At 64.0% G+C, this 22314-nt stretch carries 23 protein-coding genes and 5 tRNA genes; 21 read left to right on the top strand and 7 right to left on the bottom strand.

What is annotated here, in order from left to right; genetic code table 11:
* Nucleotides 1-31 precede the first annotated feature (31 nt).
* Together ACEUCR_RS01985 and ACEUCR_RS01980 are read right to left on the bottom strand one after the other, a co-directional pair.
* Nucleotides 32-580: a GNAT family N-acetyltransferase gene (locus ACEUCR_RS01985; RefSeq protein WP_408789016.1), complete on the bottom strand. Its 549-nt coding sequence runs from the start codon at nt 578-580 to the stop codon at nt 32-34.
* 192 nt (nt 581-772) lie between these two features.
* Complete coding sequence (locus ACEUCR_RS01980; RefSeq protein ID WP_392442768.1) at nt 773-1171, bottom strand: NUDIX hydrolase; 399 nt, start codon at nt 1169-1171, stop codon at nt 773-775.
* Nucleotides 1172-1457: 286 nt separating this feature from the next.
* On the opposite strand from ACEUCR_RS01980, the gene ACEUCR_RS01975 reads away from it, so the two are divergent.
* The 4 genes from ACEUCR_RS01975 (at nt 1458) to ACEUCR_RS01960 (ending at nt 3730) form a co-directional block, all read left to right on the top strand.
* Nucleotides 1458-2303, top strand: a complete 846-nt coding sequence (locus tag ACEUCR_RS01975; RefSeq protein ID WP_408787738.1) for a DUF5718 family protein — start codon at nt 1458-1460, stop codon at nt 2301-2303.
* Between the two features lie 129 nt (nt 2304-2432).
* Entirely contained in the window at nt 2433-2765 is a 333-nt protein-coding gene (locus ACEUCR_RS01970) for a YnfA family protein (RefSeq protein WP_111872836.1), read from the top strand.
* 31 nt (nt 2766-2796) lie between these two features.
* Nucleotides 2797-3285 carry a GNAT family N-acetyltransferase gene (locus tag ACEUCR_RS01965; RefSeq protein WP_408787735.1) on the top strand — a complete coding sequence of 163 codons (489 nt, stop codon included), beginning with the start codon at nt 2797-2799 and terminating at the stop codon, nt 3283-3285.
* 7 nt (nt 3286-3292) lie between these two features.
* Nucleotides 3293-3730 carry an acetyltransferase gene (locus ACEUCR_RS01960; protein WP_408787732.1) on the top strand — a complete coding sequence of 146 codons (438 nt, stop codon included), beginning with the start codon at nt 3293-3295 and terminating at the stop codon, nt 3728-3730.
* Between the two features lie 68 nt (nt 3731-3798).
* Here ACEUCR_RS01960 and ACEUCR_RS01955 read toward each other — a convergent pair whose 3' ends face one another.
* Complete coding sequence (locus tag ACEUCR_RS01955; protein ID WP_041998524.1) at nt 3799-5181, bottom strand: DEAD/DEAH box helicase; 1383 nt, start codon at nt 5179-5181, stop codon at nt 3799-3801.
* 254 nt (nt 5182-5435) lie between these two features.
* The gene (locus ACEUCR_RS01950; RefSeq protein WP_041998521.1) at nt 5436-5912 is read right to left on the bottom strand and encodes a glutathione peroxidase; all 477 of its coding nucleotides are present in this window, start codon (nt 5910-5912) and stop codon (nt 5436-5438) included.
* 212 nt (nt 5913-6124) lie between these two features.
* Between ACEUCR_RS01950 and ACEUCR_RS01945 the strand changes: the two genes are divergently transcribed.
* Complete coding sequence (locus tag ACEUCR_RS01945) at nt 6125-6733, top strand: 2OG-Fe(II) oxygenase (RefSeq protein ID WP_392442780.1); 609 nt, start codon at nt 6125-6127, stop codon at nt 6731-6733.
* Between the two features lie 187 nt (nt 6734-6920).
* On the top strand, nt 6921-7907 hold the full coding sequence (locus tag ACEUCR_RS01940; protein ID WP_041998519.1) for a D-alanine--D-alanine ligase: 987 nt from the start codon (nt 6921-6923) through the stop codon (nt 7905-7907).
* Nucleotides 7908-7964: 57 nt separating this feature from the next.
* Here the strand turns inward: ACEUCR_RS01940 and ACEUCR_RS01935 are convergent, their stop codons facing one another.
* Nucleotides 7965-8399 carry a VOC family protein gene (locus tag ACEUCR_RS01935; RefSeq protein WP_408787729.1) on the bottom strand — a complete coding sequence of 145 codons (435 nt, stop codon included), beginning with the start codon at nt 8397-8399 and terminating at the stop codon, nt 7965-7967.
* A gap of 146 nt (nt 8400-8545) precedes the next feature.
* On the opposite strand from ACEUCR_RS01935, the gene ACEUCR_RS01930 reads away from it, so the two are divergent.
* Both ACEUCR_RS01930 and ACEUCR_RS01925 read left to right on the top strand, forming a co-directional pair.
* Entirely contained in the window at nt 8546-9340 is a 795-nt protein-coding gene (locus ACEUCR_RS01930) for a tRNA-uridine aminocarboxypropyltransferase (RefSeq protein ID WP_408787726.1), read from the top strand.
* Nucleotides 9341-9530: 190 nt separating this feature from the next.
* On the top strand, nt 9531-10310 hold the full coding sequence (locus ACEUCR_RS01925; protein ID WP_041998512.1) for a TSUP family transporter: 780 nt from the start codon (nt 9531-9533) through the stop codon (nt 10308-10310).
* 278 nt (nt 10311-10588) lie between these two features.
* Here the strand turns inward: ACEUCR_RS01925 and ACEUCR_RS01915 are convergent, their stop codons facing one another.
* Together ACEUCR_RS01915 and ACEUCR_RS01910 are read right to left on the bottom strand one after the other, a co-directional pair.
* Nucleotides 10589-11437, bottom strand: coding sequence for a LysR family transcriptional regulator (locus ACEUCR_RS01915; protein WP_041998510.1), 849 nt, complete (start codon nt 11435-11437; stop codon nt 10589-10591).
* A 66-nt stretch (nt 11438-11503) separates the two neighbouring features.
* A complete protein-coding gene (locus ACEUCR_RS01910) occupies nt 11504-12394 on the bottom strand; it encodes a DMT family transporter (RefSeq protein WP_041998508.1) in 891 nt (296 codons plus the stop codon).
* A 230-nt stretch (nt 12395-12624) separates the two neighbouring features.
* Between ACEUCR_RS01910 and ACEUCR_RS01905 the strand changes: the two genes are divergently transcribed.
* The 13 genes from ACEUCR_RS01905 to ACEUCR_RS01845 all read left to right on the top strand — a co-directional run bounded on the left by ACEUCR_RS01905 (nt 12625) and on the right by ACEUCR_RS01845 (nt 22285).
* On the top strand, nt 12625-13506 hold the full coding sequence (locus ACEUCR_RS01905; RefSeq protein WP_408787723.1) for a helix-turn-helix domain-containing protein: 882 nt from the start codon (nt 12625-12627) through the stop codon (nt 13504-13506).
* Nucleotides 13507-13576: 70 nt separating this feature from the next.
* A complete protein-coding gene (locus ACEUCR_RS01900) occupies nt 13577-13699 on the top strand; it encodes a hypothetical protein (RefSeq protein ID WP_280136488.1) in 123 nt (40 codons plus the stop codon).
* A 79-nt stretch (nt 13700-13778) separates the two neighbouring features.
* Nucleotides 13779-15416: an ATP-dependent endonuclease gene (locus tag ACEUCR_RS01895; RefSeq protein ID WP_041998499.1), complete on the top strand. Its 1638-nt coding sequence runs from the start codon at nt 13779-13781 to the stop codon at nt 15414-15416.
* Nucleotides 15417-15492: 76 nt separating this feature from the next.
* Nucleotides 15493-16218 (top strand): hypothetical protein, encoded by a 726-nt coding sequence (locus tag ACEUCR_RS01890; protein ID WP_392442787.1) that lies wholly within the window; start codon nt 15493-15495, stop codon nt 16216-16218.
* A 217-nt stretch (nt 16219-16435) separates the two neighbouring features.
* Nucleotides 16436-16512 (top strand) — tRNA-Met (locus ACEUCR_RS01885).
* A gap of 94 nt (nt 16513-16606) precedes the next feature.
* Nucleotides 16607-16683, top strand: a tRNA-Met gene (locus tag ACEUCR_RS01880).
* An 80-nt stretch (nt 16684-16763) separates the two neighbouring features.
* Nucleotides 16764-16840, top strand: a tRNA-Met gene (locus ACEUCR_RS01875).
* A gap of 80 nt (nt 16841-16920) precedes the next feature.
* Nucleotides 16921-16997: transfer RNA gene (locus ACEUCR_RS01870), tRNA-Met, on the top strand.
* Nucleotides 16998-17077: 80 nt separating this feature from the next.
* Nucleotides 17078-17154, top strand: a tRNA-Met gene (locus ACEUCR_RS01865).
* A gap of 212 nt (nt 17155-17366) precedes the next feature.
* Nucleotides 17367-18860: a M17 family metallopeptidase gene (locus ACEUCR_RS01860; RefSeq protein ID WP_408789014.1), complete on the top strand. Its 1494-nt coding sequence runs from the start codon at nt 17367-17369 to the stop codon at nt 18858-18860.
* Nucleotides 18861-18950: 90 nt separating this feature from the next.
* A complete protein-coding gene (gene yjjG / locus ACEUCR_RS01855) occupies nt 18951-19625 on the top strand; it encodes a pyrimidine 5'-nucleotidase (RefSeq protein ID WP_041992592.1) in 675 nt (224 codons plus the stop codon).
* A 1094-nt stretch (nt 19626-20719) separates the two neighbouring features.
* Nucleotides 20720-21790: a helix-turn-helix transcriptional regulator gene (locus ACEUCR_RS01850; protein ID WP_041992589.1), complete on the top strand. Its 1071-nt coding sequence runs from the start codon at nt 20720-20722 to the stop codon at nt 21788-21790.
* 72 nt (nt 21791-21862) lie between these two features.
* The gene (locus ACEUCR_RS01845; RefSeq protein WP_041992586.1) at nt 21863-22285 is read left to right on the top strand and encodes a CBS domain-containing protein; all 423 of its coding nucleotides are present in this window, start codon (nt 21863-21865) and stop codon (nt 22283-22285) included.
* The last annotated feature ends 29 nt before the right edge of the window (nt 22286-22314 follow it).

Genomic DNA, 22314 nt, shown 5'->3' with positions numbered 1-22314 from the left:
TGTTGCGTCGGGCCTTTGGGCTTCTCGCCCCTCAGAGCGGCTTGTAGAAGAACTGGGTCGCCGCCAGGCTGCCATCGTCATTGATGGCAAAATCCGGGATCTGTCCCGCCGCCAGGTAGCCCAGCTTGCGGTAGAGGTGGGAGGCGATGTCGCCGACCCGGGTGTCCAGCACCAGCAGGGTGCGCCCGGCCTCCCGGGCACCTTGTTCCATGGCGGCCATCAGGGCGCGGCCTGTCCCCAGCCCCCGGGCCGTGGGGGAGACCATGAGCTTCTCCACCTCGGCCCTGTGGCGGCCGTTGGCCTTGGTGCACAGGGAGAGCTGAACCGTGCCGAGCACGGCGCCTCCCTGCTCGGCCGCTGCCAGGGCCAGCCAGAGCCGACGCCCCCCTTGCAGATCCTGCTCGACCCCTTGCCAATAGCGCCTGGCTGCTTGCTCGGACAGGGGCGGCAGAAAGCCGATGGAGGCGCCATCGGCGACCACCTCCTGCAGCAGCCGGATCAGGGCGGGCTCGTATTCGGTCAGGGTGGTCAGGGGCACGCAGCGGCAGGGTGCGGCCGGGTGGCTATGCCGGGCAGGCATCGTCCTGGTTGAGGAGGGGTCGGGCATCCATGCTCTCCTTGGCTGTGGTGGCTGTGGTGGCTGTGGTGGCTGTGGTGGCTGTGGTGGCTGGGGGCGCGCAATGGCGCGCCGCGTCGGGAAACGCCAGTTATAACAAGCCACTCTTCCCCTTGTCGAGGGAGGCGCGCCCTTGCCCAGGATGGGCGGTCAAGGTCAGTCGATCAGATCCTGCTGCCGCAACCAGGCCATCACCAGGGCGGCGGAGGGGGAGAGGCGATGGCTATCCTGGCTCGTGAGCCAGGCCAGCTCGGCAATCTCGGCGGCCGGGGTGGGCGTGCCCTCTCCTTCGCCAAAGAAGCAGCGCAGCCGCACCCTGACGCCCGCCTGCTTGCCATCGGCCTGGGCCTCGAAATCCCCTGCCAGGCGCAGGGAGGCGGGGGCGAGGCGCACGGTCAGCTCCTCGGTGATCTCCCGCAGCAGCGCCGCCTGATCGCTCTCGCCGGGGTCGCGCTTGCCGCCCGGGATATAAAAGAGCGTCTTGCCGTGGGAGCGCACGCACAGCAAGCGGCGATCCCGGATTGCCAACCAGGCGAGCTTGTCTATCTGGGTCATGGTCTTCTCCTCTTGAGTCATGATGCCCATGGGGGCAGGGGATGAGGGGCAGCCTAACAAAGTTGGCGCACCGGCCCAAGGGGAAGACGGGGGCCGGCTGGAAACAGTGTGTTTCCGGGCAGGGGGCGCCGCCGGAGAGTGCCCAAAGTTCGCCCTGGCGCACAGGATGGGGCCCCCGCACTGGGCGGGGCCCGGCTGCTGTGGTTTAATTCCTGCCACTTTAGCGGTAGTTGCCCGGCGTCATGGTCGTGAATTTCCCGGGTGCGACAAGAGAGGATGTAGAGAGATGCGAGTCACAGCACAGAGCAAGTTCATCGGACTCGGGGTGGCGGGCAACTTCGCCGGCCATCTGGAGCAGGCCGGCGAGGCGGCGGACTTCGTCGCCGTCAAGGTTGACGACAAGGTCGCCCCCAAGGCGCTGTTCCCCTTCTATGTGCCGAACCATCCGGGCCAGCTCGGGGTCTTTCCCTTGAGCGGCGAGGCCATCTTGCTGCCGGAGGCGGCGGTGAGCGGGGACGAGAAGGTGCAGATTGAACCCGAGGTGGCGCTCTGGTGCGAGCTGGAGTACGCGGGGGAGCAGGTGGTGGCCATCCATCCCAGGGCGTTCGGCGCCTACAACGACTGCTCCATCCGTCGCCCCAACGCCAAAAAGATCAGCGAGAAGAAGAACTGGGGGGAGCAGAGCAAGGGACTGGCCCCCAAACTGCTGCCCCTGACCCACTTTGCCCCGGGTTGCGAGCTTGATGACTACCGCATCGCCTGCTATCTGGAGCGCGATGGGGAGCTGCACCCCTATGGCGTCGACAGCGCCGCGGTGGACTACAGCTACTTCCATCGGCAGTTGCTCGACTGGGCCATCGACAGGTTCAACCATCAGCAGGACGAAGGCCCGGCCGAGCATATCCAGGGGCTGCTGGCCCAGGCGGGGCGCCCGGCCCACGCCCTCATCAGCATAGGCGCCACCCGCTACACCCCCTTCGGCGAGACTCACTTCCTCATGCCCGGCGACACCGCCTGCGTGCTGGTCTACCCCGCCAGCCGTTACGGGGAAGCGGATATTCGCGAGGCCATTGGCAGCCGAACCTTTGGCCCGGATGTCTCCGCCTTGCTGCAGGCGGTCAGGGTCCGTTGACGCCTCCCTTCCCCCGCGCCCGTGGGGGAAGGATCTCCTTCCTCCTGGCCTGCGCCGTCGCCGTGCTGACATAACCCCATGAGTTGTTTTAACATTCAGCCCTTGTCGCCCCCTTGCTAGAGACCCATGATGCTGGAGTTCAAAACGATCGGCCTGTTTCTGATCACAGCAGTGGCCGAGATCGTCGGCTGCTATCTGCCCTACCTGTGGCTGACCCAGGGGCGCAGCGTCTGGCTGCTGCTGCCGGCGGGATTGAGCCTGGCCCTCTTTGCCTGGCTGCTCTCCCTGCATCCCACCGCCGCCGGCCGTGTCTATGCCGCCTATGGCGGCGTCTATGTCTTCGTCGCCATCCTCTGGCTCTGGGCGGTGGATGGCATCAGACCCACCCTCTGGGACTGGGTCGGTTCCGGGGTGGCCTTGCTCGGCATGGCCATCATCATGTTTGCCCCCAGATCCGCATAGGGCGAGGGGCCAGAAGATCAGGAGGATTGCCATGGTGGTGATCAGAGAGTGCAGGGAGCAGGATCTGGCGGGCTTGCTCACCCTTTACGCCGAGCTCAGGCCCCGGGATCCCGTGTTGACGGCATCGGTGGCGAGGACGGCGCTCAGTCAGCTGCTGGCCGCGCCCGGGGTGCGGATCCTGGTGGCCGAGGTGGCGGGCCAGCTCGCCGCCACCTGCCAGCTCGGGGTGATCCCGACCCTGACCAACGGCGGCAGGCCCTTCGCCATCATAGAGCATGTGGTGACGGCCTCTGCGTTTCGGCGCCAGGGGTTGAGCCAGAAGGTGCTTGAACAGGCGCTCTCCCTGGCCTGGTCGCTGGATTGCTACAAGGTGATGCTGCTGTCGGGAGAGGGGCGAGACGAGGCCCACCGCCTCTATGAAAAGCTGGGCTTCAAGGCGGGCATCGAGAAGGGTTTTGTCATCAAGCAGGCCGACGCCATGGCGGCTGGACAGGCTCTGCACCATGGAGCCATAGAGTGAACAGACGATGAGACTGGAACAGGCAGGGCGCGGGGATTACCCGACCCTGATCGCGCTTTGGGAGGCGTCGGTGCGCGCCACTCACCATTTCTTGCCAGAGGAGGAGATAGCGAGCCTGCGCGAGCTTATCCTGGCCCACTACTTCGATGCGGTGACCCTCACCTGCGCCCGTGACAGGGAGGGGATAACCGGTTTTTGCGGGGTGCACGAGGGCAATATCGAGATGCTCTTCGTCGACCCCGAGGCGCAAGGGCGCGGGATTGGTCGCCTGCTGGTGGCCGATGCCGTCCACCGTCTGGGGGCGAGCCGGGTGGACGTCAACGAGCAAAATGAGCCGGCCCTCGGCTTTTATCGCCGCCTGGGCTTCGAGGTGGTGGGCCGCTCGGCGCAAGACGGGCAGGGCAAGCCCTATCCGTTGCTGCATATGGCACTGACAGGCCAGTGACACAGGCCCAGTAAAAAAACCGCCCTCGGGCGGTTTTTTGTTGTTCAGGACGCAGGGCTCGCGCCGTCTCACTCCTCGTTGGAGTTGTCCTGAAAGTCGCCGCGCTGGGCCTTAGGCAGGCGGCGCATGGGGGTGAAGCCGATGTCTTCGCCCACCACTTCCCGCTTGCGGGCTGGGGCTGGCTTCTTGCTGCCTTCGCTCTTGCCCTTGCCGGCGGCGGGTTTGCCCTTGCCCCCCTTGGCGTTGGCATGGCCGCGAGCGCGGGGCGGGTTTTGCACCGGCTTGCTGCCTGGCAGGGTCTGGCGGCTCGGCTTGCCGCTCGGCTCGTACCCGTCCAGGATCTCCACCTGCAGAGATTGGCCGATCAGCGCCTCGATATCCTTGAGCTGGCCCAGCTCGTCCTGGCTCACCAGGGAGATGGCCTCGCCGCCACGGCCGGCACGGCCGGTACGGCCAATGCGGTGGATGTAATCCTCCGCCATCTGGGGCAGCTCGAAGTTGATCACATGGGGCAGTTGATCGATGTCCAGGCCGCGAGCGGCGATGTCGGTGGCGACCAGCACCCGCACCTTGCCCTCACGAAAATCCGCCAGCGCCCGGTTGCGGGCACCCTGGCTCTTGTCACCGTGAATGGCCACCGTATTGAGACCATCCTTCTGCATCTGCTGGGCGAGCCTGTCGGCAATCTGCTTGGTGCGCACGAACACCAGCACCCGCTGCCAGTTGCCGCGGCCAATCATGTGGGAGAGCAGCTCGCGGCGACGTTCCCGATCGACCTGGATGATGCGCTGGGTCACCTGATCGGCGGCCGTGTTGCTGGGATCCACCTCGATGAGGGTGGGCTCCCTGAGTAAATCGTCCGCCAGCGCCTTGATGTCGCTTGAGAAGGTGGCGGAGAAGAGCAGGGTCTGGCGGGTGTCCGGCAGCGCCTTCATGATGCGGCGAATGTCGGTGATAAAGCCCATGTCGAGCATGCGATCCGCTTCGTCCAGTACCAGCACTTCCAGCTGGGTCAGGGTCAGGGCCCCCTGGGTCAGCAGATCCAGCAAACGGCCCGGGGTGGCGACCAGGATGTCGACGCCGAGCTTGATGGCGTCCAGGTTCGGCTTGATGCTGACACCGCCGTAGGCGATCAGGGTGCGAAACGGCAGGTGGTGGGCATATTTGATGATGCTCTCGCCCACCTGGGCGGCCAGCTCCCGGGTCGGGGTCAGCACCAGGGCGCGCACTTGGCGGCGACCGCCGCGGCCGTGGTTGGCCAGCAGCCGATGGAGCATGGGCAGGGTGAAACCGGCCGTCTTGCCTGTGCCTGTCTGGGCGCCGCCCAGCACATCCTGACCGGCCAGGATGGCCGGGATGGCTTGCTGCTGGATGGGGGTGGGCTGTTCGTAACCCAGCTCCTTGACGGCCCGCAGTATGTGCGGTGACAGACCCAGTTCATTGAATGACATGTTCGAGAGAAACTCCTGGCATTGAGCCTTGGCTCAAGGGGTGCGATCGGCGCGGCGCGCCATCTACCCCGAAGAAACGGCAATGACGGTGACGCCGTGAGATGAGCCACCGAGAAACACAAAGGGCCGGAGCCTGGGGGCTCGGGCCTGTGTGGGCGAACAATATAGCAGAAATCACGGCCAAGGGCAGCCGCCATCACGGCGCCCGGCCGACAAGGGGGCGTCAGGGGCCGGGGCAAGGGGAGGCGCTGTGCTCAGAGCAGGGCCTGGATGTCGGCTGCCAGGGCCTGGGGCCGGGTCTGGGGGGCGTAGCGGGCCACCACCTGCCCCTGACGGTTGATGAGAAACTTGGTGAAGTTCCACTTGATGGCCTCGGAGCCGAGCAAGCCCGGCTGTTCGGCCTTGAGCCAGCGGTAGAGGGGGTGGGCCTGGGGACCGTTGACCTCGCACTTGGCCATGATGGGGAAGCTGACCGGGTAGTCCAGGGAGCAGAAGCGGGCTATCTCCTGGGCGTCCCCGGGCTCCTGGGCGCCAAACTGGTTGCAGGGGAAGCCGAGGATGGTGAGCCCCCTGGGGCCAAATTCGCGATGAAGCGCCTCAAGGCCAGTGTATTGGGGCGTAAAGCCGCAGCGACTGGCGACGTTGACCACCAGAATGACCCTGTCTTGCAGCAGGTCATGGGGGTACTCGGTACCGTCGAGGCGGGTGAGGCGCAGTGTGGTCAGGGTCATGGGGCTCGCTCTTGGTGGGACATGGATGATGAGTGACAAGTGACAGGCGATGCACGGCAGGGCCTTGAGGCAACGCTAGCCGAGTCGGCAGGGCAGGGCAAGGGGAGGGGGTGGCAATATCGATGCAGGGGCTCGTATCGAGTTGCAATCCGGTTTGTGGGCCCTCTTGAAAGCAGATAAAAAGCGCCACCACCCTTTTTCGAGCCACTTCCTTGGATCACAACGCCGTCATGGATGCCATCTACGCCCGGGGCTGGGCGATAGTGGATGATTTTCTCTCCCCCGCTGAGGTGGCGGCCCTGCGGGCCTGCCTGCCGGCGGCATGGCAACCGGCCGGGATCGGTCGTGAGGGGCTGCATCAGGGCAATGCCGACATTCGCCGGGATCAGATCCATTGGCTCGATGCCGAGCTGGGGGCGCCGGTGGCGGATTATCTGGCGCGCATGGAGTCCCTGCGTATCGCCGCCAATCGCCTGTTGATGCTGGGGCTGTTCGACTATGAGGCCCATTTTGCCCGCTACCGGCCCGGGGATTTCTACGCCACCCACAGGGATGCCTTCGCCGGGCGATCCAACCGTCGCCTCACCTCAGTCTTCTACCTCAACCAGGATTGGCAGCCCGCCGATGGCGGCTTGCTGCGGGTCTATGACGACGGTGAGCAGCACCTGATGGATGTCTCGCCGATGGGGGGGCGCCTGGTGCTGTTTCTGTCTGAGGAGTTCCCCCACGAGGTGCTCCCCGCCCGGGAGGAGCGCTACAGTATCGCCGGCTGGTTTCGGGTCAATGGCACCGGCCTGGGTCGGGTCGATCCCCCTCGCTGAGGCCTTTGTTCAAAGATCTGTCACAGGGGACCCTTTTTTCGGGTCCCAGTGGGGGAAGGGGCCTGCCATCAGCTGACAAGGCGGGATCCCCCTTGCTACACTGGCCGCACTTGGCTTACGTCCGGTGGCTGGTTTCCTGTTCGCCACCGAGGATGACGGGGCCGCTTCTCCCAAGGGATCCCAATCAATGAAGAAGATGCATGTCTTGCTGCTGTGCGGCGGCGGTGGCGCCGAGCACGAAGTCTCTCTGCGCAGTGCCAATTTCCTCGAACAACAGCTTGGTCTCTTGCCTGGGGTCGAGGTGACCCGGGTCGAGATGTTTGCCGACCGCTGGCTCAGTGCCGACGGCCGCGAGTGCAAGCTGGGGCTGGACAAGCTGCTCTCGTTCGACAGCGTGGCGCGGCCGGTGGATTACGTGGTGCCCTGCATCCACGGTTACCCGGGCGAGACCGGCGATCTGCAATCCTTCCTCGAGCTGGCGGGGCTGCCTTATCTTGGTTGCGACGCCGAGGCGAGCAAAATCTGCTTCAACAAGATCAGCACCAAGCTGTGGCTCTCCGCCATCGGCATCCCCAATACCCCCTATCTGTTCCTGACCGAGCAGGGCGAGGCAGCCATGAGCGAGGCGAGAGCCGCGCTGGCCAAGTGGGGCAAGGTCTTCATCAAGGCGGCCTGCCAGGGCTCGTCGGTGGGCTGCTATGCCGCCAGCAACGACGCCGAGCTGGAGCAGGGGATCAAGGATGCCTTCGGTTACTCCGAGCAGGTATTGATCGAAAAGGCGGTCAGGCCCCGCGAGCTGGAAGTGGCGGTCTACCAGTATGGCGACGAGCTGGTGGCCACCTATCCCGGGGAGATCTGCGTGCCCCAGGACAAGTTCTACACCTATGAGGAGAAATACAGCGCCGCCAGCCATACCGAGACTGCGCTGCGTGCCGAGGGGCTGACCCAGGCCCAGGCCGATGCCATCCAGGCATACTCCCTCAAGGCGTTTCGTCAGCTGAAACTGACCCATCTGTCGCGTATCGACTTCTTCCTGACCGAAGAGGGCGAGATATTGCTCAACGAGATCAACACCTTCCCGGGCATGACCTCCATCTCCATGTTCCCGAAACTGCTGGCCCATCACGGTCACAGCTTCGCGACCTTCCTCGAGCAGAATCTGCGCCCCGTCTGAGGAGTGCCAACCCGGCACATCGACAAGCGAGGGGCCCTGTGGGCCCCTCTGTCGTTCTCAGGCTTGCTGGCACTTCCCGGGAAAGGGAGTGAACAGCCAGAGGTGGGCTCCCTGCGGGTCGGCGATGAGCGCCATGCGCCCGACGGTGGGGATGTCCATGGCGGGCACCACTATGCTGCCGCCGTGCTCCGTCACCCTGGCGAGCCTGGCATCCACGTCATCCACGGCGACATAGATGGCCCAGTGGGGCGGCACACCAGCCATCTGGGGGTTGTCCCGGGTGGCTTGCACCCCGGCGATGGGGCGGCCATTGGCCACCAGCATGGGGTAGCTGCCCCCTTCCATCTCCAGGTGCTGGCTCTCCCAGTCGAGCACCTGGGCGTAAAAGCGCACGGCGGCCTCGCCGTCGGCCACATAGAGCTCGTGCCAGGTGAAGGTGGACCCTTCGGCCAGGGCGTGGGCCCTGGCCTCCTCATTGCGTTGTTCCGTCATCTCCTGCTCCTGTCCAGGGGCCGCCGAGGGGCGGCCGCGTCCCTGAGTATAGAGAGGGGCTTTCGGGGTACCCGGGAGCCCTTGCCGCCTTGCGGCCCCCTCGCTACAATCTCGGCCCCCAATGCGCCTAACCGTCCCGAGTCCCCATGAAGCCAATCCCCGATCACGCCGTCAATCGCCTGCGGGTGTGGCGCAAGAGCGTCTCCACTCGCCCCTTCCTCGCCCGCGGCGGCAGCGTGCCCCGCTGCGAGGCCTGCCAGCTGCGCCGGGACTGGTGCGCCTGTCACTGGCGCCCCGAGCTCAAGGCCGAGGCGGGGTTCTGCCTGCTGATGTATGACAGCGAGCCCATGAAGCCCTCCAACACAGGGCGCCTCATCGCCGACGTGCTGCCCCGCAACACCTGGGCCTATCTCTGGTCCCGCACCGAACCCCACGCCGAGTTGCTGGCGCTCCTGGCCGATCCCGCCTGGCAGCCCTATGTGGTCTTCCCCGCCTGCGAGAAGGCGCCGGCGCGCCTGACCGAGCAGCTCCTGCCCGCGCCGGGCAAGCGCCCCCTCTTCATCCTGCTGGACGGCACCTGGCCCGAGGCGCGCAAGATGTTCAACAAGAGCCCTTATCTCGATGGCCTGCCCGTGCTGGCGGTGCGCCCCGAAAGCCTCTCCACCTACGGCATGCGGGTGGCCCCCAGGGAGCATCAGCTCTGCACCGCCGAGGTGGCGGCCTGCGTACTGGAGGTGGCGGGGGAGGCCCAGGCTGGCCTGGGGCTGCAGCTCTGGTTCAACCTGTTCAGCAGCCGTTACATGGCCGGGCGAGTCAATCGCTGGCCGGGGGAGGAGGATGCCGCCCTGCAAGGGGCGCTGCTGCCCTTCCTCTGCCGTGGTACGGAAAATGATGAAAAGGAGGAATCAACCCAGGCGGAGCCGTCGGCGCAGACAGGCTGATGGCTACCGGGGTGGCCCATGGCGAAGCTGGCCATGGCAGAAACGGGAATGATGAAAATCGGGAATTGATTGACTGCCATTGTTTCGTTATGCGAATGAGTGACTCCCCCTTAGGATAGCTGCATCCGGCTCCTGCCTTCCCTTCGCGGGGGGCAGGGGCACAGCACTTTTCTGTCTGCCCGAGGTACAAATGGAGTTTGAGCTCACCACCCTGATCCTGCTGTTTGGCGTCGCCCTGATCGCCGGTTTCATCGATGCCATCGCCGGTGGCGGCGGCCTGCTGACGGTACCGGCCCTGCTGGCCACCGGCATGCCCCCCGCCCTGGTGCTCGGCACCAACAAGTTGCAGAGCAGTTTCGGCTCCTTCTCCGCCACCTGGTTCTACGCCCGTCGCGGGCTCATCGAGTGGCCCATCATCTGGCCCGCGGTGATCTGTACCTTCATCGGGGCGGCGATCGGCTCCCTGGCGGTGCAGACCATAGACGCCGCCATCCTGGAGCGGCTGCTCCCCTTCCTGCTGATGGCCTTTGCCTGCTACTTCTATTTCTCCCCCAGGGTGAGCGATGCCGAGAGCCAGCGCAGACTCTCTGCTCTGCCATTTGCCCTGCTGGTGGGGGGCGGGGTCGGTTTCTATGACGGCTTCTTCGGCCCGGGTACCGGCTCGTTTTTCGCCATCGGCTTCGTCGCCCTGGCCGGGTTTGGCATGGCGCGGGCCACGGCCCACACCAAGCTGCTCAACTTCACCTCCAACATCGCCTCCCTGCTGTTCTTCGCCCTCGGCGGCAAGGTGGTGTGGAGCGTCGGCCTGTCCATGGCCCTGGGCCAGTTCATCGGCGCCCGGGTCGGCTCCCGGCTGGTGCTGGCCAAGGGAGTCAAGCTGATCAAGCCCCTGCTGGTCACCGTCTCCCTGCTGATGTCCGCCAAGCTGGTGTGGAGCCAGTACCCCGCGCTGTTTGCCTGGCTGCCCTGAGGGTGATCCTGCCCTTAGGCCCGTCTCCTGTGCTGGGTGGTCAGAAGCCGGCTCATGGGCCGGGCGGGGCCAGGGCGGCGAAGTGATGGAGCAGGGCCTGCACCAGCCGGGTGGCCCGCTCCTGTTTCAGACTGCTGGGGGGATAGATAAGGTGAAGGGGGCGGCTCATGGGCTGGGCGGGGCCATGGCGGCGAAGTGATGGAGCAGGGCCTGCACCAGCCGAGTGGCCCGCTCCCGTTTCAGACTGCTGGGGCGATAGATAAGGTGAAGGGGGCGGCTCATGGGCTGGGCGGGGCCAGGGCGGCGAAGTGATGAAGCAGGGCCTGCACCAGCCGGGTGGCCCGCTCCCGTTTCAGACTGCTGGGGCGATAGATAAGGTGAAGGGGGCGGCTGATGCCGGGCAGTGGCTTGGCCCGCCGGCCCTGCTCGCCGACCAGGGCCAGCAGCCCCTGGGGCAGCATCACAGGCCCCATGCCCGCCCTGGCCAGCTCGATCAGGGCCAGGTAGGAGTCGAGCTGCATGCGGGGCGTCAGGCCGAGTTCGGCCAGAGGCGCCACCAGGTAGCGGTTGACCGGGTTCTCCAGATCCATGGTGAGCAGGCTGGCCCCGGGCCCGGCCGGCGCCTCATCCCCCACCAGATAGAAGGGTTCGTCCCGCAGCAGCTCGGCGCACAGGCCATGACCGGGGGGCAGGCGTCCGGCGCAGATGCCGAGCAGGGCCTCACCGGCCCGTACCCGGGCCAGGATCACCGGGGTGTGGTGGGTGGAGATCTGCAGATAGGGATCCTGGCGCAGATAGGCGGCCATGAAGGGAGCCAGATAACCGGCCAGCAGCGTCTCCGAGCAGGCGATGGGCAGGGGATGGGCATCGGTCAGGGTCTGGCTGTCCGCCAGCAGCCCCTTCATCTCGGCCAGGGTGGGGCCCAGACGCGCCAGCAACTCGTGGGCCTGGGGGGTGAGCCGCGTCTGGCGGCCATCGGGTTCGATCAGCTTCTTGCCAAGGCGCAGCTCCAGCTGATGGATGCGCTTGCTCACCGCCGACTGACTGATATAGAGGCGGCTGGCCACCTTGCCCATGGTGCCCTCGCTCGCCAGCAGAAACAGGGTATCCAGCCCTTCCAGTAACATGATGTGGTGCCTCCCGAAGATCCGTGGTCCCCACCTTAGGGACTCGCGGCGCGGGAGGCAAGGACCTCAGGCCGCTTGTGGCCCAAGGCGTCTGGGGAGGCCGAAGATCACCAGGTTGCCCAGCAGGCAGACCGCCATGCCGACCATGGAGACGGGTTGCCAGACAAATCCCTCGAACAGGGTGGAGAGCCCCAGTGCCACCAGGGGGAAGAGCACAGTGGCATAGGCCGCCTTGCTGGCCCCAATGCGTCCCACCAGGGTCAGATAGGCGGTGAAGGCGATGACGGAACCAAACAGTGCCAGATAGAGGAGGGCGCCCCAGTAGCGGCCATCCTGGGGCCACACCAGCTCCTGCCCCAGCAGCTGCACCCAGCCCAGCAGCAGCACGACCCCGTACACCATGCCCCAGGGCACCATCTGCAGCACGGTGAAGCCGCGGCGCTGGCCCCGGGCCGAGACCAGGTTGCCGAGGGAAAAGCAGAGGGTACCGGCGCAGGCCAAGGCGAGCCCCTTCCAGGCCTGGGCCCCCAGCTCGCTCGAGGCCAGGGAGGGCCAGAACAGCAGCAGGGTGCCGACCAGCCCCATCAGGGAGCCGTGCAGCCATTGACGGCTCGGTTTTTGCCCCTCGAACAGCCAGAGATTGAGGCCGTTGAAGATGCTGGCGCAGGCGAATACCACGGCCGAGAGGCCGCTCGGGATATATTGGGTGGCATGATAAAAACAGAGGAAGTTGGTGGAAAAGAGCAGGGCCCCCAGCAGGGCGGCGTAACCCTGTCCCTGCCTCGGCAGGCGGGGAAACTTGCCGCTCACCGTGAGCAGGGCAAACAGGGCCAGCGCCGCCAGGGCGAAGCGGTAGAGCACAGAGACCTCGATGGGGACGGGGCCGAGCTGCCAGGCGATGGCGATCCAGGTGCTGCCCCAGATGAGCACGGTGGCGAGGTAGAGCGTCAGATTCATCATGTGTTCCTCGAAGCGACAAAGAGAAGCGGGTGCTCGGGGCGACTCGGCACCCGATGGTCCTAGCATGACCGCCTCCCTCGGCTCTGGGGTTACAGGATCTTGCGGTTTTTTTGTCTGGGGGCGGCGTGGTTGCTGCCATCTGGCCCGGGCCGGGGGTAGACTGGGACAGCGGGACAAGGGCTGCACCTAGGCCCCCGGCAGGGAAGAGGCAACATGGAGGAGGCGAGATGACGGCAGGGGTATTCGAGGCACTGGTGAGCACGGGGGCGCGACTCGAGGCGAGCCGCTGGCTCGAACCCGGGCTCGGGTTGGCGAGCTGGCGCAACTGTTTCGATCAGACCCGTTATCACAGGCCAGGCCACCACACCCTGAGCGTCTACCTGGAGGGGGGCGAGCAGACCGAGCGCCTCGACGGCCCTGGCGGCCACGGCGGGGCGGGCAAGATCTGCCTGATGCCGGATCATCACGGCTCGGAGTGGCTGGTGCGCGAGGAGTTTCGCTTCTTCCACCTCTACTTCAGCCCGGCTCACCTGACGCGCATCGCCGAGGAGGGGTGTGACAGGGAGGGGCGCCACCTCGCCCTCGACGACAAGACCTTCATCGACGACGCCGTGCTGATGACCCTGGCCAACCGGCTGGCGCGCCTCGACTGGCAGGAGGAGGGCAACCGGCTGGCCCTGGGGGAGCTGTGCAACGCCCTGCTGTTGCACACCTTCGCCCGCCACACCCGGGAGGCCCCCGCCCTGGTGCTGCCCAAGGGGGGACTGGCGCCGGCGGTGGCCCGCCGAGTCCATGACTACATGGTCGCCCGCCTCGCCGAGCCTGTGCTGCTGGGGGAGTTGGCGGCCGAGGCCAGCCTGAGCGAGTTTCACTTCAGCCGCATGTTCAGCCAGACCCTGGGCACCTCGCCCCACCGTTATCTGCTGGGACTGAGGCTGCGCCGCGCCAAGGCGCTGCTGGCAGCCGGTGCCTCCCTGGGGGAGGCGGCGAACCAATGCGGCTTCTCGTCGGCGGCGCACCTTGGCAACCGCTTTCGCGGCCAGTTCGGACTGAGCCCGGGGCAGTGGCGCAGCCGACTGTCATCTGAGTGTCATGAGGGGCAGGGATAGTGAGGATGCGCCCGACTGCGACGGGCGCATTTCATCCCGTTATCCCGTCACCCCAAGCCAAGGAGCTCCCTTGAAACAAAGCAAACGTCAGGCCCGCAGCCGCCACCTCTGGTTCAGTCACTGGAACGCCCCCCGCTGGTTTGTCCCCGCTCCCGCCACCCCCGAACCCGCAGTGCCTCACAGTTCCCGCTGAAATCTGCTCGTCCGCCATAGGAAGTTTGCGTCAATTTTGCCACTATGACCTCAGTCGTTTACTGCTGTCATGGGGCACTATGTTTCTGGAACGTATTGAGATAAAAGGCTTTCGCGGCATCAATCGCCTCTCCCTCAGCCTGGACAACACCATAGTGCTCATCGGCGAGAACGCCTGGGGCAAGTCGAGCCTGCTGCGGGCGCTCTGGTGTCTGCTGGGTCAGGAGGCGGAGCCCTATCAGTTCGGCACCGATGATTTTCACCGGCCGGAGGATCCGGAGCTGGCCCCCGCCAGCAGTCTGCAACTGGTGCTCACCTTCAGCGAACACAGGCCGGAAATGTGCCTGCGCTCCCAGCGTCTGGCCCGGCTCGCCCCGGTCTGGATCGGGCACAAGGACAAGTTTCACCGCATCCACTACCGCGCCAGCGCCGAGCTGCAAGAGGATGGCTCTGTGCAGAGTCGTCACGATTTTCTCGATGGCATCGGCAAGGTGCTGGAGGGGGTGGACAGCAAGGCTCTGGTGAGTCTGCTTATCACCATGAATCCTGTGTTTCGGCTGCGGGATGCCCGCAGTGCCCGCACCGGCCAGGAGGCGGTGCCCTGGCAGGAGCTGAGCGAGCATCGCCTCGACGAGCTGATGACCAAGCTGGGGGACGAGCCCCAGCGCATTGGCGAGGAGGAGCTCAAGGAGGCCCTCAGCGCCGTGCGTCAGCTCACGGATCACTACTTCAAGGCCCTGGCCCCCATCAAGTACAAGCCGCGCAGCCAGCGGGAGATCATCAACCGGCCCATGACGCTGCGCAATCCCGGCAACCTGCAAAGCCTGCTGCGCGGGGCCGACAACCGGGCGTTGCAGCTGGCCATGGCTGGCATGGCCGGGGCCCTGCTCAACGCCCGGGGCAACCGGGAGCTGGAGCAGGGGGCCAGGCCCATCATGATACTGGAGGATCCGGAGAGCCGGCTCCATCCCACCATGCTCTCCCTGGCCTGGGGCCTGCTCGAGCAGCTGCCTGGCCAGAAGCTGCTCACCACCAATTCGGGGGATCTGCTCTCCTCCCTGCCCCTCAATCAGGTACGTCGCCTGGTGCGCCGCCAGCAGGACATCCTCTGCCATCAGCTCGGCGGGGAGCGGTACAGCAGCGAGGATCTGCGCAAGATTGCCTTTCATGTGCGCATCAACCGACCCATGTCGCTGTTCGCCCGCTGCTGGCTGCTGGTGGAGGGGGAGACGGAGATCTGGCTGCTCTCGGAGCTGGCCCAGATCTGCGGCTACAGCCTGCGGGCGGAGGGGGTGCGCATCATAGAGTTCGCCCAGTGCGGTCATGCCCCCCTCATCAAGGTGGCGCGGGACTTTGGCATAGAGTGGCACCTGCTTACCGATGGGGACGAGGCCGGTGCCAAGTACGCCAGCTCGGCCCGCTCCCTGCTCAAGGGGGAGCGCGAGCAGGAGCGGCTGACCCAGCTGCCCGCCGCCGACATAGAGCATTACCTGTACCGCAACGGCTTCGAGGCCGTGTACCGGCGCGAGGCCGGGGTGGGTGGGCGCTCCTCCCTGAGCGCCAGTCGCATCATCAACAAGGCGATCCATCATCGCAGCAAGCCCGGCATGGCGCTGGCCGTGGTGGAGGAGGCGGAGCGGCTGGGGCGCGAGCACATCCCCCTGGTGATCCGCCAGATGTTCAAGCGGGTGGTCGCCCAGGCGCGCGGGCAGGGCTGAATCGCCCGCCGGGGCAGGACTAGGCGTTTGGATCCCGGGGCGGGTATACTCGGCGCCTTTATCACAGGAGGCGTGCATGTTTTCCCAACTACCCCTATGGCTCTATCCCCTGAGCGGCCTGATGGCCCTCGGCGCCCTGGCCTGGCTGGCTCTGGTGCTCTGGCGTGGCGACCTCTGCCCGGGTCAGCGTTCGCGCATCACCCAGCAGAGCTTCTCGGTCTGGGTCATCACCGGGCTCTCCGTCATGCTGGCGGTGGAGGCCAAGGCGCCCCAGTGGCAGATCTGGCTCGGTGGTGCCGCCCTGGTGCTCGGCATCGGCGTCTCCCTGCTGCAATCAAGGCTGGAGGGCAAACGCGCCATCCCGGGTCACTGGCTCTGGTTGCCGGCCTTGCCCCTGGCTCTGTATGGGGTGAGCTTGCTGACGCGCACCGGTTGGGTGAGCGGCCTGCTGCAAATGGTGCTGCTGGGCGCCGCCTTCGCCCACCTGATGCTGCTGCGCGCCCGCCATCGGTTGCAGGCGTTCAATACCCTGTTGCCCATGGCGGGGCTGGGGGCGGCCATGGCCAGCCTGCTCTGGTTTGCCGCCTTGATGCTGGTGCATTCGCCGAGCGAGGCCGTGCTGGCAGATCTCCTGCCCTGGATCCTGACCCAGGCCGGCTTGCTGATCGCCACCCTGCTGCTCTGGTTCAGCCCCCTCTATCGTCAGCAGGAGACGGCGCCCGTGGTGCTCTCGGTCACCCTGTGCGGCCTGCTGATCGCCGAGATCGCGGCCACGGGGGCGCTGCAACGACTGGTGCTGTGAGTCGGCAGCTTCATCGCGTACTAAAGAAGGGCCCTGTGGGGCCCTTCTTGCATCCGGATTGGCTTGGCAGAGACGGCAAGGGATTGTTTCATCGCATAAAAATCCATCGCCCTGCTGGTAAAAGGGACGGATAGCGCCGCATTAATCTACAAACTCAACTTTATCAAGATTTTTGCTTGCAATATTTGCGCTGGCGCCTATTATTGGCGACCTCAGACGCGGGGTGGAGCAGCCCGGTAGCTCGTCGGGCTCATAACCCGAAGGTCGTCGGTTCAAATCCGGCCCCCGCAACCATCTGATATTCAAGATGATTATCGCAAGGCGATGGCAACTTGATACTGGCAGTACCCAACCAGACAACTGCTCTGTCTCGTTGGCACAATTCGGACGCGGGGTGGAGCAGCTCGGTAGCTCGTCGGGCTCATAACCCGAAGGTCGTTGGTTCAAATCCAGCCCCCGCAACCACATACAGTCTTGTTGTTCATCCGTGAACAGGGAGGCGCACCCGGGATGGCAACTGCTCTGCCATATCGGGACAATTCGGACGCGGGGTGGAGCAGCTCGGTAGCTCGTCGGGCTCATAACCCGAAGGTCGTTGGTTCAAATCCAGCCCCCGCAACCACATACAGTCTTGCTGTTCATCCGTGAACAGGAAGGCGCACCCGGGATGGCAACTGCTCTGCCATATCGGGACAGTTCGGACGCGGGGTGGAGCAGCTCGGTAGCTCGTCGGGCTCATAACCCGAAGGTCGTTGGTTCAAATCCAGCCCCCGCAACCACATACAGTCTTGCTGTTCATCCGTGAACAGGAAGACGCACCCGGGATGGCATCTGCTCTGCCATATCGGGACAATTCGGACGCGGGGTGGAGCAGCTCGGTAGCTCGTCGGGCTCATAACCCGAAGGTCGTTGGTTCAAATCCAGCCCCCGCAACCACTTTGCTTTTCCCTTTCGTTATCCTGCTTTCTCTCTTTCTCTATCTCCCGATCTGATCACCCCAGTCGCCTCTTGAACTGCGGGCCCTTGCCTCAGGTTGTGTGCATCGCCGCCGACCCGAATGGCAGGGCGCCATGGTGATCCCTTTCCCTCGGTAGTATCATCTCGCCTTCCTGTTTTCTTCGCTGTGTATTCATGGATGAGGCTGCGCCATCATGCTCGATTTTTGCTACCAGGCCCCCGGGATAGAGAATGTTCCCCGGGATCTTGATCAGTTCATGGGGCTGAATGCCCCCCTCAAGTTGTTGATCTGCCACCAGAGTGTCAAGGCGACCCTGCTCGCGCGACCCGAGCTGGCCCCGGCGGCCCTGCAGTCGGCCCTGGGGCAGGAGGGCCCTTATCTGTGCCCGATCATCGGTTCTCCCGATGAGCAGGGGCTGCTGCTGCTGGTATTCAGCGATGCCCTGGGCGAAGGCCATGGACGCTATCGCCGGATCCGGCAGTGGATTGCCCCCCTGGCGCCATACCAGAGCACTCTGCTGGCCCTGCATCTGGAAGGATTCGATGACGACGAGACGGCCCGCCTTGGCGAGGCGCTGCTGGCCAGTCTGCTGGCCGCCAACGTCAGCCTGCCGAGCCAGAAACGGGAGGCCAAAGCGGTGTGCGCCTATGAGCGGCTCGTCAGCTCGCCTGCCTTTCCTCTGGATGTGGCGCGCCTGTGCGCCGAGGCCGAGGGCAATGCCCTGGCTCGCCATCTGGGGGTCTTGCCTGCCTCCGTGCTCGATGCCCCTGGTTATCGCCAGCGGGTGCGAACGCTGGCCCGACAAGAGGGGTGGCAGTGTCAGGAATATGATGAGGCCGCATTGCAGGCGCTGGGGGCCGGGGCTTTTCTTGCGGTGAGCCGGGGATCCGAGGATGGTCAGAGCGCCATCGTCAAGCTGAGCTATGAACCCGCCGTTGCCGAGCGCACCCTGGCCCTGGTGGGCAAGGGGATCTGCCATGACTCGGGTGGCTACAACCTCAAGGTGGGGGGATCCATGTATGGCATGCACCTGGACATGGGGGGCAGTGCGGTGGCCCTGGGCACCCTGCTTGCCATCAGCCGTGCCCGTCTGCCTGTCCGGGTGTACTGCTGGCTTGCCATCGCCGAGAACCACATAGGCCCCAGGGCTTATCGTCCCGGAGAGGTGGTCACCGCCTGCAATGGCACCACCATAGAGGTGGTGGACACGGACGCCGAGGGGCGCATGGTGCTGGCTGACGCCCTGGCCCTGGCGGCCCGGGACCAGCCCTCCCTCATCATCGATTACGCCACCCTGACCGGGGCGTGCAAGCGGGCGCTGGGCAGTGGCTACAGCGGCGCCTTCACCAATCAGCCTGCCTGGCTGCTCCCCCTCATCGCCCTGGGACAGGAGAGCGGGGAGCGGGTCTGGCCCTTCCCCCATGACGAGGATTATGACGACAACCTGACGAGCGAGTGGGCGGATCTGTTGCAGTGTGCCCCCGGGGCCTCGCCGGATCACATAGACGCGACCCGCTTCCTCGGTCGCTTCGTGCCTGCCACGACGCCCTGGTTGCACCTGGATTTGTCCGGTTATCGCAACAAGGGGGGCAATGGGGTCGTGGGCAGCGAGGTGACGGGTTTCGGGGTGCGTTTTACCCTGCGCTTGCTGGCCCGTTGGCAGACTGGCGAGCTGGATGCCTGACTGGATCCCGTCGCCCGCCTGACCGATAATGGCGTCCCGTCCGCCATATGGGCGGGCCGCCTCGGGTTTTTCATGCAGTAAAGGAGTGATATGAAGACGCCACGCTATGACTGGGTCCTGTTTGACCTCGATGAGACTCTGGTTGATTTCCCGGTGAGCCGCGCCCTGGAGCAGACCCTGCAACTGCACGGCATAGTGGCCAGCGAGGAGCGGATGCAGGAGTATCAGGCCCTCAATCACAGACTCTGGGGTCAGTACAACAGTGGCGAGATCGATGCCGAGCAGCTGCAACAGACCCGTTTCTCCCCCTTCGCCCCCGCCGGGGTCAATCCCCTGGCCATGAATGACACCTTTCTCACCCGGATCATCGCCCTGAGCCAGCCTCTGGAGGGGGTGGTCGATACCCTGCTGAGCCTGAAAGAGAGGGTGAGCATGGGGATCATCACCAATGGCTTCAGCCTGCCCCAGCGCGGTCGCCTGGCCAAGCTGGGCTGGCACGATTGGTTCGAGCCGCTGATCATCTCGGACGAGGTCAGGGTCACCAAGCCGTCCGCCGCCATCTTCGAGCAGAGCCTAGCCTTGATGGGGCGCCCGGATCCTGCCAGGGTGCTGATGGTGGGGGATAACCCCAAGACGGACATTGCCGGTGCGGCCGCCATGGGGTTGGCGACCTGCTGGTATAACCCCCATGGTCAGGAGGGGGAGTGCGCGCCGACCCATGAGATCCGCCACTTCAGCCACCTGGCCGAGATAGTGCTGGGATAAGCTGGCCACGCCCGGCGTGACCGCCACTGAGCAAGCAGGCAGCCTTCGGGCTGCCTGCTTTTTTTTGGCCTGGCGTGGGTGCGGCTCATGGATCATGAGGGAACTCGAGGAGGACAAGAGCAGAGACCAGGGGGGCCTGAGGAGGGCTGAGCCAGCCGAGATCCCCGGTGTGATGAGGCGCCGGGCCAGCAAGGAAGAGAGAAAGAGTGGGTAAATTGGGGGAAACCACAAACAAAAACACCAACGGCGAGAAAGTCGCAGTTGGTGTCGATAAAACAGTCGTTGTCTGGTCAGTCAGTGGGGCGGCATGCGCCCCTCATGGCTCAAAACTGGGACAGTGAAGGCAGAGAAACTGCGACCAGAGTGAAAAACACGGTGAAGACGGCTGTAACTAAGAACTCAGTCATACTTTTTCTCCCTGGCTGACGGCTGATGGATACAAGATACCATACAAGGAGATTAAAACAATGGTCATTTTGTAATAAATGGCGCATTTTCTGATGTTGGTGCGTCAACGCGACATTTTTTAAAACTGGTGAGTGAAATGCGAGCTAACCGGCTTTGTCAAGAAAGCATTTCGAGTGGAAATTAATTTTTTATCAATTAAAACATGGCGTTAGGCTTTAATGGCGTGTTGTTTATTGATGGGTCTTGAATGACGCTCTTTTCATTTTTGCAGTTTTAGTGGGCAAGAAATGGGGGCGGTGCCCGACAAATCTTGTCATCGACACTGATTTTTGCGGTTCAGCCTGGGTTAACTCGACTGAAAGCCACTATTTCCCTCTTGTCTGTTTTATCTACTGCTCGCTCCTTGCCCCGGCTGATCGGTATCAATGGGAGGCCTGCCAGTGCGAGGCGAGCCCGCCAGAAGCGGAAGTGGCTGGGAAACCATGGGGAAGCAATAAGGTGGGTGGAGAGGAAGAGGGGTTGCCGCCTCAGGATGGCGAGGCATTAAATAAGGAATTTCTGATACAAGCATAAGGGGGAATATATTGACGCAAGGGGGAAGGTAATTGTTCATTTGACTACTTTTCGCTGTAGTCAATGCAGAGTAAGATGCCTGCTCAATAAAAATAAGAATTAGGAGTTCGGGTGTGAAAACATTAGTAAGCGAGAGGGTATCGCCATATATAAGTCAATTATATGAGTGTGGTATTAATGATTCTGACATTAAGCTGGTCGTAGACAAGTTTCGCTACGATCTCGGTGGCAGTTCAACCCTGCTTTTATTGCGTGATGATGACAAGAGCGACGGGCTCAAGCTGTTTGCCAGTGGCTTGAGTGAGGCGCAGCAGCATTTCTATCTGCAGCATCATCGCCAGGATGTCTGGTTCAATCATTATCTGGACAAGGGTTGCCAGGGGGTGGTCAGCGCCAATGAGATCTCCGACAACGCCGGGCTGCTGGCCAGTTTCGGTGCCCAGTTCGCCCTGGGGGGCGTGTGCCGGGTCAAGGATCATGGCCTGAGCTCCCTGTGCGGCTACCGCAGTGGCGCCCAGAGCGACTTCACCGTGCAAGAGCGACACCTGGTGGCGGACATGTATGCCGGTTTCGCCGCCTGGAGTCAGCATTATTGGAATCTACTGGCCCTGGAAACCCAGAATTATCAACTGCAACAATTGGTGCGCAATCACAATAAACCCAGCGCCATCATAGATGACAAGGGCTATATCCATTATTCCAATACGGCGTTTAACCGCATCACGGATGAGAATGTGGAATTGCGTACCCTGTCCGGATTGTTTTCCTTGCAGAGCAAGGATCAGCAGCGTCAATTTAAAGAGATGCTCGCCGGTTTCGCCTATCTGCTGCCGGGAGCCAGTGCCTATCTTTGCGTACCCCGTCAGGCCAATCTCAGGCCCTTATTGATCCAGTGCACCCTGATGAGCGGATTGACGCGATACGAACGTTTCGTGGAGCTGGTGCTGCGTGACCCCGAGCACGCCTTCAATCCCGATATTGAAGCCCTGGCCAGCCTCTATCCCCTGACGGTGGGGGAGAAGGAGCTGCTGATGCTGATGAGCAAGGGCTACAGCAGCAACGACATCGCCGAGTTGCGCGGCGTCAAGGTGGAAACCGTGCGTTCCACCCTCAAGGGGGTCTTCAAGAAAACGGATTGTCACAGTCAGAGCGAATTGCTGCTCTTGCTGCAATCCATCTCCTGAGGCGGGCGAGCTATGCTTGAAACGAGGACGCCAGCATAAGGCGGCTGAACCAGGTTCCTTAGGGGGTTCAAGATGAAAGCATTAATTGCCAAGGACTATATGCAGGTGAGGCCCATCACCTTCAAGGCGGAGATGATGGTGCAATCTGCCGTGGCCAAGTTCGTCAACAGCAATCAACTGGGCGGGCCCGTCATCGACGCCAACGGTCATCTCATCGGCTGGGTGTCGGAGCAGGACTGCATCGCCGTCATGCTCAAGGAGGCGTATCACTGCGAGCAGGTGGCCCAGGTCAAGGATGTGATGCGCCAGGATGTGCTGACGGTGAGCCCGCAGACCAGCATCCTGGAGCTGGCCGAGATGATGATCGGGCAAAAGCCCAAGATGTATCCCGTGCTGGAGGCGGGGCGTCTGGTGGGGGTCATCAGTCGCCACGACGTGATGAAGGCCATCCATAACCAGCTCGACACCTGCTTCATTCCCCAGGCTCACGCCTGAGTCTCCCGAAACGGCAGGGGGTCTCCCTG

Source organism: Aeromonas bivalvium (assembly GCF_046078285.1).
Lineage (GTDB): Bacteria > Pseudomonadota > Gammaproteobacteria > Enterobacterales > Aeromonadaceae > Aeromonas > Aeromonas bivalvium.
The sequence above is the reverse complement of the archived record's forward strand: the minus strand, read 5'-3'. Positions and strand labels throughout refer to the sequence as shown.